Raw genomic sequence first — 14189 nt, forward strand, 5'->3', positions numbered from 1 at the left:
ATTGCTCGCAGTCTTCAGTGAAGGGAAGCCCATGCTTCGATCCGTGCGCAACGTTGCCGTCACCGTCACCCTGACGGTGCTCGCCGCGCTCCTCCTCTCCCCCGCAACCCAGGCGCAGGCCGCGGCAGCCGCCGACCCGCTGGCCGGTGCGCCGCGGGTGAACCAGTGCTTCAACGTGCAGCTGTCGGCCGCGAACAGCTCGGCGTCACTGCCGAGGGGCCCGGTCTCGTGCGCCACCAAGCACACCCTGAAGGTCGTCGCCCGCGCCGCGGTGCCGTCGGACATCCCGCTGGACGGCTCCAACGCCCGGTTCCGCAACTTCGTCTCCTCGAAGTGCCGGCCGGCGATCAAGCTGGTCCTCGGCAACAACACGATCAGGTACGCCGAGTCGGCGTACGACAACTGGATCTTCATCCCGACCGCCGCCCAGCGCGCCGCGGGCTCGCACTGGGTGATCTGCACCCTCGGTGTCCAGGGCGGCGTGACCACCCTCGCGACGTCGACCACCGGGCGCCTCACGAAGGTGACCACCACCCTTCCGCAGCGCCTCCGCATGTGTGGCACGCGGTACGCCCAGCGCGTGAACTGCGCGCAGCCGCACATGTTCCACGTGGCCAAGAGCAAGCTCGTCTACTCGGCGTACAGCTACACGCGCGCCAGCCGGATCTCCTCCAGCTTCTGCCCGAGGTACGTCGGCACGGGCTCCTACATGTGGCTCGGACGCGGGCTCGGACCGAACTCGTTCGTGCTGACCTGCCTGAGGTGGTAACTGCGTCGGCTATCTGGGCGGCAGCTCGCGGACGACGATGTGTGCGCCGGGCTCACTGGTGGCGGGCTGCTTGGAGGCCATGATCCGGTCCACCCGTACGTCGTCCGCGGCGATGCGCGAGCCCGTGCCCGGCAGGCGCCCGAGCACCTCGTCGAGTGCGTCGATCGTGGGCGTGACGAGGTTGTCGAGATCGGGTTCGTTGAGTCCGGTCTGGTTCGGCGCGAGCATGAACGCGAGCTCGATCGCCACCCGACAGTCCTTCGGTAGCGCGCAACCCCTGAACGCGGTGCGGACGGCCTGCTTCCACGCGCGCTCGCGTTCCTCGCCGCCGTACCCCGCGGGGCGGCCGATGACGGTGCGCCCGAAGGTGGCCGGTGAGCCGTCTCTCTCGGGTGGTGGCGGCGCGACGATGTAGCCCTCGGCGAGGCTCCCGTAGACCTTGAGCTCATCCGGCCGGTGGTGCCACAGCCACGCGAGGTGAGCGCACAGGATCGCGTCGATCTCGTCCTCGATCACTTCCAGGTGCACGTGCCGGGTCGCCTGGTCCACGACCGTGCGGATCTCCTGCCACCGGCGCACGCTCGTCAGCTGCAGCTCATGGACCGCCTCGAGGTGATCCATCAGCTCGCCGAAGGTCTCGCGCCGCGCGTCCGGCGTACGACCCCGACCCGACTTGTAGGGCAGCACCTTGCTCAGGCCGAACAGGCTCACCATCGCCGGGTGCGGATAGACCTCGATGCACACCGGGCTCTCCGCGCTGCCCCGCTCGTCGGGATCCACCGACCAGCCGAACCGGTGCGCCAGGGACTCGGCGCGCGGCGGATCGAAGATCGGGTTCGCCCGGTTCGAGGGGTACGGCGACGCGTGGTAGCTCGCGAACGCCCTGGCCACGAGGTTCTCCCCCACGCGTTGGCCGGTCGCGTTGGGCACCACCAGCGGAGCGTCCACCGCCACGACGACGGGCTTCGCCGCATGCATGGCCAGCCAGTCGGCGATCTCGTCATCGCTGCGCACGACGCCCGACGTGCGCAGCCGACCGGACTCGTCGACCACCGCGATGCCCGTGCGGTTGGCCGGCTTCCACGCCAGGTCGATGCCCACGAAATGTTGCCCGACCTCCATACGTTCGACTCTAGTCCGGGCCACTCAGGGGAAACACCAGCAAGGTGCCGGAGGCGGTGGCGACGGTGCGGCCGTCCTTGTCGACGACCTCGCCCTCCGCGAACGTGACCCGGCGACCGGGCTTGGTGACGCGGCCGGTGCAGGTGAGCGGTCCACTGTCGGAGGTCACCGGGCGCAGGTAGCTCACCTTGAGCTCGATGGACGTGTAGCCCGTGCCCGCCGGCAGGGTGGTCTGGGCCGCGCAACCGAGGGCCGAGTCGAGCAGCGTGCAGACCAGCCCGCCGTGCACCATGCCGATCGGGTTGTAGTGCGACTCGTCGGGGTGGCAGCGGAACGTCACCGTCCCGGGCTCGGCCTCGAACAGCTCCATGCGCATGTGCCCGGCGATCGGTGCCGGCGGCAGCTCGCCGGCCATCATCCGCTTGAGGAAGTCGAGCCCGTCGAGCTTTGGCAGGGCAGCAAGGGCCTCTGAGTTGTCGCTCCAGGTGACGACAGTCGAACGCTCGGACATGTCAGTTGCCGCCCTTGTCGTCGTACGACGGCAGCGGCAGGTTCTGCAGTCTCAGCTGCCCGCGCGCCAGCACCTTGCCGGTCGAGTCGTCGGTGATCACGACGTCCCACAGCTGCTGGCTGCGCCCCTGGTGGAGGGCGTCGGCGACGACGGTGGCGCGGCCGCCGGTGGTCGAGCGGAGGAAGTCGGTGCCGTTGTGCACGCCGACCGCGAACTGTCCGCGCTCACCCACGGCATGGCTGGCGCCGATGCTGCCGGCGCTCTCGACGATCGTCGCGTAGACGCCCCCGTGGACGACTCCCCAGGGCGTGTGGTGCGACTCGTCGAGGTCGACGTGACCCCGCACGTGCGTGGGCGTGACCTCGTCGACGACGAAACCGGACGCCGCGACGAACGCGCTGGCGGCCGGCAGCGAGACGTCGGGGCCCTGCGTGTGGGTGGTCATGGGCGACTCCGTTCGTAGGCTGACTGTGTTTCTCCAAGTTAGACTACACTGGCCGCGCCGACACAACGAGAGACAGGTGACGCCGTGCAGTGGCTCGACTACGACACCGACAACTGCTCGATCCAGCGCACCCTCGACGTGATCGGCGAGAAGTGGACGATCCTCGTGCTGCGCGAGGCCTTCAACGGCGTACGGCGCTTCGACCAGATGCGCGACCACATGGGCGTCTCGGACCCGGTGCTCGCCGACCGCCTGCGCAAGCTGGTCGCCGCGGGCGTGCTCGAGGCGCTCCCCTACCGGGAGCCCGGACGCCGCACGCGCCACGAGTACAAGCTGACCGAGAAGGGCCTGGACCTCTATCCGGTGCTGATCTCGCTGCTGAACTGGGGCGACCGCCACCGCGCGGACGACGCGGGGCCTGCTGTGGTGGTCACGCACCGCGACTGCGGCGAACCCGTCTCGGTTGCGGTGGAGTGCGCCGCCGGGCATCGGCTCCAGTCGGCGCGGGAGTCGCGGAGTGCTCCCGGTCCCGGTGCGCGGCAGGTCAGTCCCGGCGCCTGACCACCTCGGCCAGCACCTCCAGCTCATCACTGATGATGCCGTTGACCCCGAGGTCGACCATCAGGTCCAACATCGTCAGGTCGTTGATCGGCCAGGTCATCACGACCTCGACATGACGCCGGAGCTTGGCCACGACCGCCCCGTCGAGCAGCGAGTTGTGGACCGAGACGCCATGGATGCGGCCACCTCTCACCTTCTCCCACAGGCCGCCGAGCTCCCGTGCATTGCGGGCGGAGAGCACCGGCTGCACGTGCTCGAGCACGGCCACCTCCTCGACCGCGCGCCAGTTGCGACCGCAGACGAGGACCGGCCGGCGGTGTCCGCGGGTGCCCAGCAACCGGGCCACGGCGGCACCGACACCGGTGCCGATGCCCTTGAGGTCGAGCATGAACGTGGTGCCGTGCCGATCGGCCTCGAGCAGCTCGCGGAGGCCGAGCCGTGGCGCCGTCACCGGGACCAGCTCCCAGCGGTCCCAGAGGAACGGGAACGGGCCGGCGCTCTTGAGGTGGGTTGCCTCGAGGCGGTTGCGGTGCCGGTGGATGTCGCACTCGATCACGTCGACGCCGAGCCGGTTTGCCTCGTGCAGCGCGGTGAGCGAGTTGCCGGCCCGGTGCGCGATCGCGAGCAGGCTCACGACGCCACCCGGAGGACGCGGCCGGGCGACCGACGTACCCGTCGATGCTCGAGCGCGACGCTCGCCGCGTGGCCGATGAGCGCCAGGAGCAGCCCGGCCGCGACGTCGAGGATGAAGTGGTTGCCGGTCACCACCACTGCCACCGCCATCAGCACCGGCATGGCGAGGCCGAAGGCTCGGAGCGCCACCGAGGAGGAGGCGCTGATGATCGCGATGCCGATCAGCAGGTCCCATCCGGCGTGCAGGCTCGGCATGGCGGCGTACTGGTCGACGAAGGCAGGCGGCTGGAGCACGCGGTAGGACAGCGACCGCTCGCTCACACTGTCCATGAACCCGAGGCCGGCCAGCCGGGGCGGCGCCACCGGGTAGAACACGAAGATGGTCATGCCCAGCAGCCCGGAGACCAGCATGGCGTCACGGAGCCGGAGGAACACGGCGCGGTGCCAGATGCCGGTCCAGAGCATCGTCGCACCGATGACCGGCCAGTGCCCCCAGATGTAGACCCAGTTGGCCAGGGTGGCCAGGAGGGCGGACTCGGTGAACGGCGCCTGGAGGGTCTTCTCGACGTAGATGCCGAGGGCCTGCTCCCACTCGACGATCAGGTGGGCGTGCTGGATCGCGGCGTCGACCGAGCCCTCGGTGGCTCCCCGGACACCGAAGTAGGCCCCGACGCCACTGACGACGAGGATGGCCTGTTTGAAGATCCACAACCAGCGAACCACTGACCCTCCCTGCCCCCAGTGTGCGCGAAGGCGCGCCAGGTTTCCTCCCGAATAAGAGGGAGGACTGCAGGTCAGGCAGCTGCCGTGTGGCGGATCATCCGTCGGGTCGCGATCAGGCTGGCGCCGCCGAGGGCCAGGGCGGGCAGCCAGGCGACGGCCGCCTTGAGGGTGACCGCAGCCGCGGCCGCGGTCCACGGGACGCCGAGGGCGACCAGACCGACCACGAGCGCGCCGTCCCGGGGACTCGCACCGTTGGGACCCGGTACGGCGCCCGCGACCTGGCTGGCGCCGAACGCACCGAGCAGCTCCAGCGGCGAGAGCGTGTAGCCAGTCGCGCCCAGGGTGCCGAGCAGCAGCATGGCGATCGACGCCTGGTAGGCGGCCGAGAGGGCCAGCGCGTGCGCGAAATTCTTCGGCGGCGGCAGCGGCCCGAGCGGGAGCAGCTTCGGGCGGACGCGCCTGACCACGAGGAAGCCCACGACGAACGCCAGCCCGATGCCCAACGCGGTGAGCATCATGCGCCACGGGAGTGCCGACCCGGCGAACACCACGAACATCGCCAGCCCCACCGCCCCCACGGTCCGGTCGACCGCGACACTGGCCACCGCGTCACCGCGTGGGACGTCGGCGTGGGTGAGCCTGCGGATCCGCCAGAGGTCCGCCCCGACGTGGCCGGGTGTGAGAAGTCCGAGCAGCTCGGACTCGGCGTACGCACGGAGGAACCAGCGGCGACCGAAGTCGGCGTTCGTCAGGGCGCGCCACCTCAGCGGACACAGGACGTACTTGCCGATCATCCAAGGCAGCAGGCCGAGCAGGATCGGCCAGGGCGAGACCGACGGCAGGCGCGGCAGCGTGACGGCCGGCACGGCGAGCGCGACAGCGACGCCGAGGAGCAGGACCGTCTTGGAGTGGACAATGGTGCGCAGATGCTTCAAATCTCTTCGAGCTCGCCTTCCAGCACAAAGCCGGGCGAAACTGCGTTGGTCCAACCCGTGGTGTGATCCCCGTCCCTTCGAAGGTAACTCCGCCACCGGGCCCGAAACCACAGAGTGTGACGTACTCCCGTCAGCGCAGGCGGTGCAGTGCGCCGGCCGCGGCTCGTCGTACGGCGTCGGTGAGCGCGTCGAGGGCGGGGCTGTCGAGTCGCCAGCGCTGCCAGTGGAGTGGCACGCCGACCGCCTTCGCACCGGGCAGGCGGACCAGGTCGCCCGCCGCCAGCGCCGGCTCGAGCTGTGGCTCGGGGACCGCTCCCCATCCCAGACCGCAGAGCACGGCCTCGTGGAAGTCCGCCGAGCTCGGCACCCGGTGCACCACGGCCGGACGAGTCGCCCCGTGGGCGGCGAGCACACCGTCCTGGAGCCGGTCCTTGGCGTTGAAGACCACGACCGGAGCCCTCGACCAGTCGAAGCTCCTCCCCCGCCGGTGCCGCTCCACGAACGCGGGCGCCGCGGCGGGGACGTATCGAAGCGTGCCGAGCGGCTCGACCGAGCAGCCCTGGACCGGTTGGGGTTCGCCGGTGACGGCCGCCAGCACCTCGCCCCGACGGAGCAGGTCGTGCGACAACGACTCGTCCTCCACGAAGAGTCGCAGGGCCGTCGTCGGCAGCTCGGCCACGGTCGCGAGCACCGGCCGGAACCAGGTCGCCAGGGAGTCGGCGTTCACCGCGACCGCGAGGTCCACGACGGCGTCGTTGCCCATCGACGCGGCGGCCTCGGCGGCGAGGAGGCGCATCTGCCGACCGAGTCGCATCAGGGGTGCCCCCGCGTCGGTGATCTCCGCCGGCGACGTACGCCGCACCAACACCTGCCCGGCAGCCCGCTCCGCCGCGCGCACCCGCTGACTGACCGCACTGGGCGTCACGTGCAGCCGCCGGGCCGCGGCGTCGAACGATCCCTCCTCGGCGATGGCGAGGAGCGTCTCGAGCTGGGCGGGGTCGAAGTGCATCTGACCAGTGAAGCACTTCTTCATCAGGTGAAGAAACATTCGCTGTTCTACATTGCGTTCGGCGCCTACGGTCGAGGGCATGTCTGCTTCCGCCCTCGCCGGCTTCATCACCGGTGGACCCCTCATCGTCGCCATCGGCGCCCAGAACGCCTACGTGCTGCGACAGGGGCTGATCCGCCACCACATCACTGCCGTGGTGGCGATCTGCGCGGTCTCGGACGCCGTCCTCATCATCGCCGGAGTCAGCGGCATCGGAACCATCGTCGACCGCGCCGAGTGGCTCATCGACGTCGTCCGCTGGCTCGGCGTGGCCTTCCTCCTCTGGTACGCCGCAGGCTCGTTGCGCCGCGCCTTCCACACCGAGTCCCTGCACACCGACGGACTCGCCCAGGCCCGCGGCGAGGCCCGCCGTACCGTCGTCGGCCGTGCCGTCGCACTGACCTGGCTCAACCCGCACGTCTACCTCGACACGGTGCTCCTGATCGGCTCGATCGCGGCCACCCACAGCACCCACGGCTCAGGTGTCGTCGATGGCCGCTGGTGGTTCGCACTGGGGGCGGTGGTCGCGAGCGTCGTGTGGTTCAGCGGCCTCGGGTTCGGCGCTCGCCTGGTCGCACCGGTCCTCGAGCGCCCGCGGGCGTGGCAGGTCCTCGAGGTGCTGATCGCCGCGACGATGCTGCTCGTGGCCGCGCGACTGGCCCTCGGCTAGCAGCCCGTTAGTCTGGCCAACATGGCGGCCACTGCTCATCCCGGAGTCGACAGCTACATCGATGGTCTGCCTGCATGGCAGCAGGAGATCTGCAGGAGCCTGCGCGCGATCATCCACGAGGCCGAGCCCGCGATCGAGGAAACGATCAAGCGCACGGTGCAGCCCTACTTCGTGCTCGACGGCAACGTCTGCGCCCTGCTGGCCACCAAGGACCACATCAACCTCTTCGTCTACGACCCGACGATTCCCGACCCCGACGGCATCATCAACCAGGGGCACGACAACGCGACCGCGCGGGCGATCCAGATCTATGAGGGCGACCCGATCAACCGGCCGGCGCTGATCACGTACCTCCGGGCCATCGTGTCCAACAACCGTGCCGGCGGGTGGCGCAAGCTCAGCCGTTGAACCAGGTCGTCCCGGATTCCGTTTGCGCGCCGCTGCCCGGGGAATAGAGCGTCCGTGCAGGATGCCATCAAGCAGCGGCTGGGCCGCACCCTCCTATTTCTCCCTGTGGTCCTCGGGCTCGTCGTCCTCGCACTCGCCGTCGCGGTGGTGGTCGTGAAGAAGTCCGACGACCGACCGCGCGCGGAGGTCGGCGATGTGTTCGCCAACCCCGGCGGCGGTGCGGTGAAGCACCGGGGAGAGGTCTTCCTGCCCTGGATCCGGCTGGAGGTCGGGGCCGGCGAGCCACGGGACGAACTGCCCGACCTGCTCGGTGCCGACGCCAACGTGCGAGCCCCGAAGGGTGGAAGCTTCGTGCAGGTCCAGGCGAGGAACACAGGAGGCGTCCTGCTCTCCACCGTCACCTGGCCCTACACGGCCGACGTCGAGCTGCTGCTCCGGGCCGACGGCACGGACTACTCCTTGTCGGGGCCGGGCGGGCTCAACTACACGGCCGCCGATCCCAACAGCACGAGCGAGGAGCGATGGGTCGCCGTCAAGGGGCACCCGAAGGACCTCGCGGTCGTCGTACGCATCGGCGACGAGGAGCAGGTCGTCGACGCATCCGACGGGTCTGTCGAGCTGGGCCGCGCCGCCGAGCTGGCGGCCCTGCCCAGCGTCCAGGAGCACTTCCAGGACCGCAAGGACATCGGGTGCGGCAGGTTCCGTCGTACGGACGACTCCCCCGTCCAGATCGACTACCCGAAGTCCGTGGAGTGCAAGGTGCAGCAGACCCTGCGCACGCCGTACGTCGACGGCATCGGCTGGGCCGAACCGGGGCACGAGTTCCTGGTCGTCCAGATCGATCCGCCGGACTACGTGGACGTGTCGGTTCCCGACGGTGCGCCGACGGCCACGAGCTTCCAGGACACGCTCCGGCACTCCGCCGAGCTCGGTGGCAGCGCAAGCCTCTCCGAGCCTGCTGACACGAAGGCACTCGGGCAGTACGTCCTCGGGCCGACCGCCGTCCAGTTCGTCTTCGACGTCGCCAAGGACAAGCCGGCCGGCGACCTGACCATCACCACGCGCATCCGCGCCCGGGGCCAGCGCGGCTTCGCGTTCCGGACCGAGCACGCACGTATCGAGTGGACCGTCCCGGGAAGGAATCTCGCATGAGCGCCCGGACGCGTCCCACCTGGGTGCCTGTGGTCTTGCTGGTGCTCAGCGTCGCACTCGTCATCGCGGCAGTCAGGCTCGGCACGCGCCTGGCCGGCGAGCTGCGCGACGACCCCGTCGACGTCCTGTCCGCGGGCGAGACGCTGCGCCTGGACTCACCGCCGTACGCCGAGACCCACACGGTGATCGTGCCCCTCAACAAGGTCGACGTCGCGGTCGGTCGGCCACTCGACTCGCTCGACCACGAGTTCGTCGCCTACGACAAGGACGACTCGAGGCGCAACTCGCAGCGCGCACTGCACGCCCCCGAGGGCGGCCGTCTCGTTCCGGTGTCATGGAGCATTCGTCCCACGGGCGGGCTGGCCTCCGGGCTCGCCATTGCGACAGAGATCCGGCTGGTCGCCGAGGGGGAGAAGGTGACCATCGGCTCCGTCAGGCTCGGCGACCCGTCGACCGGCCAGACGTCCTACGAGCAGCACGACGTGGTGGTCGCACTGCCCGGAGACCTGGACACCGACGACCTCAAGGTCGAGGTGGAGTTCGGCGGCCAGACCCAGGTGCTCGACGTGGCGTCCGGCGAGATCGACGCCGGGGTGGCGCAGGCGCTCTATGAACCGGAGCCCAACTTCGATGCCGGCTGCCACGCGGTGGAGGACAACTGCCAATACGTCCCGGCCAGCGCCGACCAGCAGTTTCACCCGATGCAGGGGCGCTTCACCGCCAGCCAGGTGACGCTCTACCCCTGGGACGCCGAGCTGGGCTGGGCCGACGAGGGCACCCTGTGGGCCGGAGTGCGGATCTCCTCGTTCAGCGCGCTCGGCACGGACGCCGCAGGCAACGTGGTGATCGACCGACGTCAGGCACCCCCGCGAGTCACCCTCGACGGCCGGCCGCCGGTTGGCCGTGAGGGGCTCAAGGGCGGCGAGGGCAGCACCTCCGGTCGAGCGATCCTGCGCGTGGAGGCGGACGACGAGCCGAAGGTCCTGCGCATCCAGACGGTCATCACCTTGGGCAACGGCGTCAAGATGCCGATCGAGGCGCGACTCCCCCTGCAGCCGGTCACCGCAGGCTGAACGCTCACCGGCCGCCGATCACCTCGACGACGCAGCGGGCACCCGCACCCTTGGCGAGCCGTCGGTCGCCGGTGACCAGGGTTGCGCCCAGGGAGACGGCCAACGCGACATAGGTGGCGTCGTACGCCGTCAGGGTCTCGCGCAGGCTCCAGATGCCGGGGAGCAGTCGGGCATGCGGAACCCGCTCGAGGGGGAATGCAGCGAGTGCGGCGACGGCCCGATCGGCCTGCTGGTCCGTCAGCCTGCCGGAGCGGACGAAGCCGCGGAGCAGACTCGCTGCCTCCACGTCGATCAGGTCGGGAGCGACCACCTGCTCGACAGCGAGGCGCTGCCGGATGGCGGAACTGAGTGGGTCGGGTCCAACCAGCGCGGCCACCAGCACGGAGTTGTCGATGACGATCATCGGCGGCGGTCAGCGCGCTGCGCCTCGACGATGTCGGCCATCGGTGGGACGTCGGTCCACGCGAGGTCGGCGCGGGCCGCGGCCAGTGCCTCCTCGACGGTCGGTTCCGCGGCCTGTCGCTCGAGGGTGAGCCGCAGGAACTCCTGGAGGGAGCGTCCGGAGGCGGCTGCCCGCCGCTTGAGCACGGCATAGGCGTCGTCGTCGAGGTTGCGGATCTGCACGGTGGCCATGCATGCAGATTAGCGCAGATTCTCCGCTGAATCTGTTGCATGTCGCTTCGAACAGGCGTACGATGAATCTTGAGCTCGAGTCAATAGTCCGGCACTGAGGACGATGAGCTCGACCCGCCCAGGCGGGTCGCCCTTCACGGGTCTGCGTGTGCCGGGCTCGTCAGTTGCCAGGGCGGAGCGCAGTTCCCTCCGGGGGTACGCCGTCAGCGGCGAGGACTCGGCGGCATCCATTCACCGTGCACAGCCCTTGTCGGGTGGTGCGTCCTGATCGGAGCCCCGAGGCCATGACGACCAGCTCCTCCTTCGCGGACGAGTTGGTGGCGCGCCTCCACGACGACCTCACCGATCTCGCCACCATGGCGCTCTCCCCCTTGGACGACGCGCAGATCGCCCAGCTGCTGGAGACCCTGACCGCCTTCGGCGACCGGCTCACCCACGCCACCTCCCGGGTCATCGTCGAAGCCCACCAGCGAAGCCTGGCCGACAAGACCGGCGCTCGCCACACCGCCAACTGGTGGGCCAAGCGCGACCTGCTCACCAAGTCTGACGCGATGAAAAGGGTCAACCTGGCCCTCGGCCTCGACAAGCCCGAGCACGAACCCATCGCCACCGCACTGGCCGACGGCGACCTGCACACCGATCAGGCCCGCGTCATCCTCGAAAGCCTCCATGACCTTCCCAAGGACCTCGAGTCGGCCCTCTACGACAAGGCCCGCGACATGCTCCTCGGCTTCGCCCGCCAGTTCGACGCCTCGGACCTCGCCGAACTCGGCAAAGGGATCCTGGAGAAGCTCGACCCCCAACGTTTCGAGGACGACGAGGCCAAGCGTCTCCAGAAGGAAGAAGACGAGGCCAACGCCAAGGCCCGGATCACCTTCAGCAACGACGGACACGGCCGCATCCACGGCCGCTTCAGCCTCCCCGTCGTCCAGGGCCAGCTCCTGCGCAACCAGCTCCTCGCCCTGGCCGACCCGCGCCGTCAGCTTCCCGGCGACCCCGACACTGGTGGCGCGTCAATCACCCCCGAACGCATGGGGCAGGCGTTCATGGAGCTCATCGAGATGTTCCCCGCCGACAAGCTGCCCACCCACGCCGCCAGCAGCGTCGCGCTGGTCATCACGATCGACATCAACGACCTGCTCAAGAAGCACGGCTACGCCACCCTGGTCAACGGCGGCAAGATCACCGCCGGCGAGTTCCGACGCCTCTCGTGCCGCACCGGTTTCCTGCCGGCCATGCTCGACGGCCCCAGCGAAGTCCTCGACCTCGGCCGACTCCGCCGCTTCTACTCCGCGGGGCAGTACCGGGCGCTGGTCATTCGCGACAAGGGCTGCACCGCCCTGGGCTGCGGCATGCCCGCCTCGGTCTGCCATGCCCACCACGACGACCCCTGGTCGCAGGGCGGACCCACCGACCTGGCCAAGGGCCGGCTCCTGTGTCCGCACCACCACCGGCTGATCCACCACCCCGACTACGACCACTCCGTCGGCGGCGACAACTCGGTCAGGTTCCGACGAATCCAGGCGCACTAGCCGCCCGCCTCCGCCACCAAGAAGCCGCGACCGCCACGCCTCCAAGCGTCGCGGTGCACCGGCATGCCTTCCTCAGCGGGCGAGCGTTCCGTCCAGGGCTTTCTTGAGCTCGGCGAAGTGTCGTTCGGCTCCGGCCTCTTGGTACATCGAGGTGTCGGCCATCGTGTAGCCGTGCGCGGCACCGGGATAGACGGCCGTCTGGTGTCGTACGCCGTGGGCACGCAGGGCCTGGTCGAAGGCGGCGATCTGCTCGGGCGTGTTGGACGCGTCACCGTCGGCGTGCCCGGCGACGACCCTGGCCGCGATGTCGGGCACGAGGAGATGCGGGCTGTCCGGAGCGTCCGTCACGATGCCGCCGGTGTGGAACATGCCGACCACCGCGACGTCGTCGGGTCGGTGCGCGGCGGTGACAAGGGCCAGCCGCCCACCGAAGCAGTAGCCGGTGGCAGCGATCGGACCTTCGGCGACACCGGGACGGGAGCGCAGGGTCTCGATCCAGACGTCGGCATCGGCGCGGATCAACTCGGGCGTCAACGAACGCACCCGGTCCATCACGCCGGTCGCGAAGAACGCCTCGCGACTGCCCGGCGCCGTCAGGTCACCGGCCGGGGCGAGGTCGACGGCCAGTCCGTCGCGCCAGAAGACGTGCGGCGCGAGGACGACGTACCCCCAGGAAGCGATGCGGTCCGCCATCCGTTCGATCTGCGGGCGCAGGCCGATGGCGTCCATGTAGAGAAGCACTCCCGGGCCGTGGTCGCCCGTCGCGTAGGCCTCGGCCGTCTCTCCCTGCATCGCACAGGAAATGCGCTCACCCATTCGCTCCACCTCTCGTCGTCACCATTGCCTGCTGCAGGATCGCGCGGGCGTTCGACCGGAGCACGTCGGTCGCCTCGGCCGGCGCGAGCCCGGCGACGTCGATCAACCAGACCCTCGCCTCGATGCCGACGGCACTGCGAATCGCCACCGCGAGCCGTCGTACGCCGTCCTCACCGAGATCGTCGACGAGCACCGACAGCGCCTCGGCGAACCACCCGACCGCACGCCCCTGGCGCAGCGGCAGCTCGGAGGTGTCGGTGGCCGACTCCAGTGAGAGCCGGAGCATGGTGCGCTGCTGCGTCTCGGTCTCGGCGATCATCTCCGTGAACTCGGCGACGGCCGCGTCGAGACGCTCGACCGGGTCGTTCCCAATGCCGTCGGGCAGCAGGGAGCTCGCGGCGACCTCGGGGTGCGCCGCCACGAGGAGGTCCCGCTGGGTCGGGAAGTAGCGGTAGGCCGTCGTGCGGGAGATCGAGGCTTCGTTGGCAGCCTCCTCGATGGTGGGCGCATCGCCCCCGCGGGCGATCAGGTCCCTGGCGGCCCGCACCAGCGCGTCGCGCGTGCGCTGCTTCTGGTTGGTCCTCCCGGAACCGACGTAGCCCGTTGACATGACGGACACGGTACCTTAGTTTCGTTATGGGACTCTTGTCCCATGTAGCCCGAGGGGGCACCCATGAAGACCTCCACCTCCACCGTTCGCGCACCGGGCACCGGCGAACGCCGCTGGTTCTGCGGCGGCGGCATGCACACCTGGTTGGCGACCTCCGCCGAGACCGACGGCAGCTTCCTGCTCTTCGAGGACAGCCTCGACCTGGGCAAGGTCACTCCCCTGCACCGGCACCCTGATGCCGACGAGACGTTCTACGTGCTCGACGGCGAGATCTCCGTCCACATCGACGGAGAGCTGCACCCGCTGGGAGCCGGCGGGATCGCCGTCGTTCCGCGCGGTGTTCCGCACGCGTTCATGGTCACCTCACCGCGGGCCAGGATGCTGTGCCTGCAGACCCCGGGAAGTGGGGAGGCGTTCTACCGGCTCGCCAGCGACCCGGTCGTGGAGGGAGCCGACCCGACCGGTCTCGACATGGCGCGGGTGGGTGCTGCGGCCGCGCAGACCCACGCGATCGAGATCCTGGGGCCGCCGCCCTTCTCCTGAACCAG

The 14189-nt window shown here is 69.9% G+C and carries 19 protein-coding genes; 8 read left to right on the plus strand and 11 right to left on the minus strand.

The features are described 5' to 3' along the window. Positions 1-43: 43 nt before the first annotated feature. Complete coding sequence (locus ASD30_RS22505; protein ID WP_162251038.1) at positions 44-769, plus strand: septum formation family protein; 726 nt, start codon at positions 44-46, stop codon at positions 767-769. 9 nt (positions 770-778) lie between these two features. Here the strand turns inward: ASD30_RS22505 and ASD30_RS22510 are convergent, their stop codons facing one another. Genes ASD30_RS22510 through ASD30_RS22520 form a run of 3 tightly spaced genes read right to left on the minus strand, consistent with a single transcriptional unit; the run spans position 779 to position 2847 of the window. Next, the gene (locus ASD30_RS22510; RefSeq protein WP_056687485.1) at positions 779-1891 is read right to left on the minus strand and encodes a DUF429 domain-containing protein; all 1113 of its coding nucleotides are present in this window, start codon (positions 1889-1891) and stop codon (positions 779-781) included. A gap of 10 nt (positions 1892-1901) precedes the next feature. Then, positions 1902-2402 (minus strand): PaaI family thioesterase, encoded by a 501-nt coding sequence (locus ASD30_RS22515; RefSeq protein WP_056687486.1) that lies wholly within the window; start codon positions 2400-2402, stop codon positions 1902-1904. Between the two features lies 1 nt (position 2403). Continuing rightward, positions 2404-2847 (minus strand): PaaI family thioesterase, encoded by a 444-nt coding sequence (locus ASD30_RS22520; RefSeq protein WP_056687488.1) that lies wholly within the window; start codon positions 2845-2847, stop codon positions 2404-2406. 84 nt (positions 2848-2931) lie between these two features. Between ASD30_RS22520 and ASD30_RS22525 the strand changes: the two genes are divergently transcribed. Then, positions 2932-3408, plus strand: a complete 477-nt coding sequence (locus ASD30_RS22525; RefSeq protein ID WP_056687490.1) for a winged helix-turn-helix transcriptional regulator — start codon at positions 2932-2934, stop codon at positions 3406-3408. Here ASD30_RS22525 and ASD30_RS22530 read toward each other — a convergent pair. From ASD30_RS22530 to ASD30_RS22545, 4 genes are all read right to left on the minus strand, one after another. After that, complete coding sequence (locus ASD30_RS22530; RefSeq protein WP_056687492.1) at positions 3392-4042, minus strand: glycerophosphodiester phosphodiesterase; 651 nt, start codon at positions 4040-4042, stop codon at positions 3392-3394. The genes ASD30_RS22525 and ASD30_RS22530 overlap by 17 nt on opposite strands. Then, positions 4039-4764: a phosphatase PAP2 family protein gene (locus ASD30_RS22535; protein ID WP_162251040.1), complete on the minus strand. Its 726-nt coding sequence runs from the start codon at positions 4762-4764 to the stop codon at positions 4039-4041. The genes ASD30_RS22530 and ASD30_RS22535 overlap by 4 nt, the downstream gene beginning before the upstream one ends. Positions 4765-4835: 71 nt before the next feature. Then, positions 4836-5699: a lysylphosphatidylglycerol synthase domain-containing protein gene (locus ASD30_RS22540; protein WP_056687494.1), complete on the minus strand. Its 864-nt coding sequence runs from the start codon at positions 5697-5699 to the stop codon at positions 4836-4838. A 130-nt stretch (positions 5700-5829) separates the two neighbouring features. Next, positions 5830-6708 carry a LysR family transcriptional regulator ArgP gene (locus tag ASD30_RS22545; RefSeq protein ID WP_056687745.1) on the minus strand — a complete coding sequence of 293 codons (879 nt, stop codon included), beginning with the start codon at positions 6706-6708 and terminating at the stop codon, positions 5830-5832. Between the two features lie 79 nt (positions 6709-6787). Between ASD30_RS22545 and ASD30_RS22550 the strand changes: the two genes are divergently transcribed. From ASD30_RS22550 to ASD30_RS22565, 4 genes are read left to right on the plus strand one after another with little or no spacing between them, the layout of a single operon-like run. Next, a complete protein-coding gene (locus ASD30_RS22550) occupies positions 6788-7417 on the plus strand; it encodes a LysE/ArgO family amino acid transporter (RefSeq protein ID WP_056687495.1) in 630 nt (209 codons plus the stop codon). A gap of 21 nt (positions 7418-7438) precedes the next feature. Continuing rightward, positions 7439-7825, plus strand: a complete 387-nt coding sequence (locus tag ASD30_RS22555; RefSeq protein ID WP_056687498.1) for a DUF1801 domain-containing protein — start codon at positions 7439-7441, stop codon at positions 7823-7825. Positions 7826-7879: 54 nt separating this feature from the next. Further along, positions 7880-8977 carry a hypothetical protein gene (locus tag ASD30_RS22560; protein WP_056687500.1) on the plus strand — a complete coding sequence of 366 codons (1098 nt, stop codon included), beginning with the start codon at positions 7880-7882 and terminating at the stop codon, positions 8975-8977. Then, positions 8974-10050, plus strand: coding sequence for a hypothetical protein (locus ASD30_RS22565; protein ID WP_056687501.1), 1077 nt, complete (start codon positions 8974-8976; stop codon positions 10048-10050). Before ASD30_RS22560 ends, ASD30_RS22565 begins: the two co-directional genes overlap by 4 nt. Before the next feature lie 4 nt (positions 10051-10054). Here the strand turns inward: ASD30_RS22565 and ASD30_RS22570 are convergent, their stop codons facing one another. Both ASD30_RS22570 and ASD30_RS22575 read right to left on the minus strand, forming a co-directional pair. Then, entirely contained in the window at positions 10055-10453 is a 399-nt protein-coding gene (locus ASD30_RS22570) for a type II toxin-antitoxin system VapC family toxin (RefSeq protein WP_056687503.1), read from the minus strand. Then, the gene (locus tag ASD30_RS22575) at positions 10450-10683 is read right to left on the minus strand and encodes a FitA-like ribbon-helix-helix domain-containing protein (protein WP_056687505.1); all 234 of its coding nucleotides are present in this window, start codon (positions 10681-10683) and stop codon (positions 10450-10452) included. Before ASD30_RS22575 ends, ASD30_RS22570 begins: the two co-directional genes overlap by 4 nt. A gap of 284 nt (positions 10684-10967) precedes the next feature. On the opposite strand from ASD30_RS22575, the gene ASD30_RS22580 reads away from it, so the two are divergent. After that, positions 10968-12215, plus strand: a complete 1248-nt coding sequence (locus tag ASD30_RS22580; RefSeq protein ID WP_056687507.1) for an HNH endonuclease signature motif containing protein — start codon at positions 10968-10970, stop codon at positions 12213-12215. A gap of 72 nt (positions 12216-12287) precedes the next feature. On the opposite strand, the gene ASD30_RS22585 is transcribed toward ASD30_RS22580, so the two are convergent. Further along, positions 12288-13031 (minus strand): dienelactone hydrolase family protein, encoded by a 744-nt coding sequence (locus ASD30_RS22585; protein ID WP_056687509.1) that lies wholly within the window; start codon positions 13029-13031, stop codon positions 12288-12290. Beyond that, entirely contained in the window at positions 13024-13641 is a 618-nt protein-coding gene (locus tag ASD30_RS22590; RefSeq protein ID WP_056687511.1) for a TetR/AcrR family transcriptional regulator, read from the minus strand. Before ASD30_RS22590 ends, ASD30_RS22585 begins: the two co-directional genes overlap by 8 nt. 63 nt (positions 13642-13704) lie before the next feature. On the opposite strand from ASD30_RS22590, the gene ASD30_RS22595 reads away from it, so the two are divergent. Continuing rightward, positions 13705-14184, plus strand: coding sequence for a quercetin 2,3-dioxygenase (locus ASD30_RS22595; protein WP_056687513.1), 480 nt, complete (start codon positions 13705-13707; stop codon positions 14182-14184). The last annotated feature ends 5 nt before the right edge of the window (positions 14185-14189 follow it).

Origin of the sequence: Nocardioides sp. Root140 (assembly GCF_001426745.1) — a bacterium.
GTDB lineage: Bacteria > Actinomycetota > Actinomycetes > Propionibacteriales > Nocardioidaceae > Nocardioides.

What these genes read in the sequence shown, in the direction of transcription:
- ASD30_RS22510 (WP_056687485.1), bottom strand. Translation starts at nt 1,891, where the DNA reads ATGGAGGTCGGGCAACATTTCGTGGGCATCGACCTGGCGTGGAAGCCG.
- ASD30_RS22515 (WP_056687486.1), bottom strand. Translation starts at nt 2,402, where the DNA reads ATGTCCGAGCGTTCGACTGTCGTCACCTGGAGCGACAACTCAGAGGCC.
- ASD30_RS22520 (WP_056687488.1), bottom strand. Translation starts at nt 2,847, where the DNA reads ATGACCACCCACACGCAGGGCCCCGACGTCTCGCTGCCGGCCGCCAGC.
- ASD30_RS22545 (WP_056687745.1), bottom strand. Translation starts at nt 6,708, where the DNA reads ATGCACTTCGACCCCGCCCAGCTCGAGACGCTCCTCGCCATCGCCGAG.
- ASD30_RS22550 (WP_056687495.1), top strand. Translation starts at nt 6,788, where the DNA reads ATGTCTGCTTCCGCCCTCGCCGGCTTCATCACCGGTGGACCCCTCATC.
- ASD30_RS22555 (WP_056687498.1), top strand. Translation starts at nt 7,439, where the DNA reads ATGGCGGCCACTGCTCATCCCGGAGTCGACAGCTACATCGATGGTCTG.
- ASD30_RS22565 (WP_056687501.1), top strand. Translation starts at nt 8,974, where the DNA reads ATGAGCGCCCGGACGCGTCCCACCTGGGTGCCTGTGGTCTTGCTGGTG.
- ASD30_RS22570 (WP_056687503.1), bottom strand. Translation starts at nt 10,453, where the DNA reads ATGATCGTCATCGACAACTCCGTGCTGGTGGCCGCGCTGGTTGGACCC.
- ASD30_RS22575 (WP_056687505.1), bottom strand. Translation starts at nt 10,683, where the DNA reads ATGGCCACCGTGCAGATCCGCAACCTCGACGACGACGCCTATGCCGTG.
- ASD30_RS22580 (WP_056687507.1), top strand. Translation starts at nt 10,968, where the DNA reads ATGACGACCAGCTCCTCCTTCGCGGACGAGTTGGTGGCGCGCCTCCAC.
- ASD30_RS22585 (WP_056687509.1), bottom strand. Translation starts at nt 13,031, where the DNA reads ATGGGTGAGCGCATTTCCTGTGCGATGCAGGGAGAGACGGCCGAGGCC.
- ASD30_RS22590 (WP_056687511.1), bottom strand. Translation starts at nt 13,641, where the DNA reads ATGTCAACGGGCTACGTCGGTTCCGGGAGGACCAACCAGAAGCAGCGC.
- ASD30_RS22595 (WP_056687513.1), top strand. Translation starts at nt 13,705, where the DNA reads ATGAAGACCTCCACCTCCACCGTTCGCGCACCGGGCACCGGCGAACGC.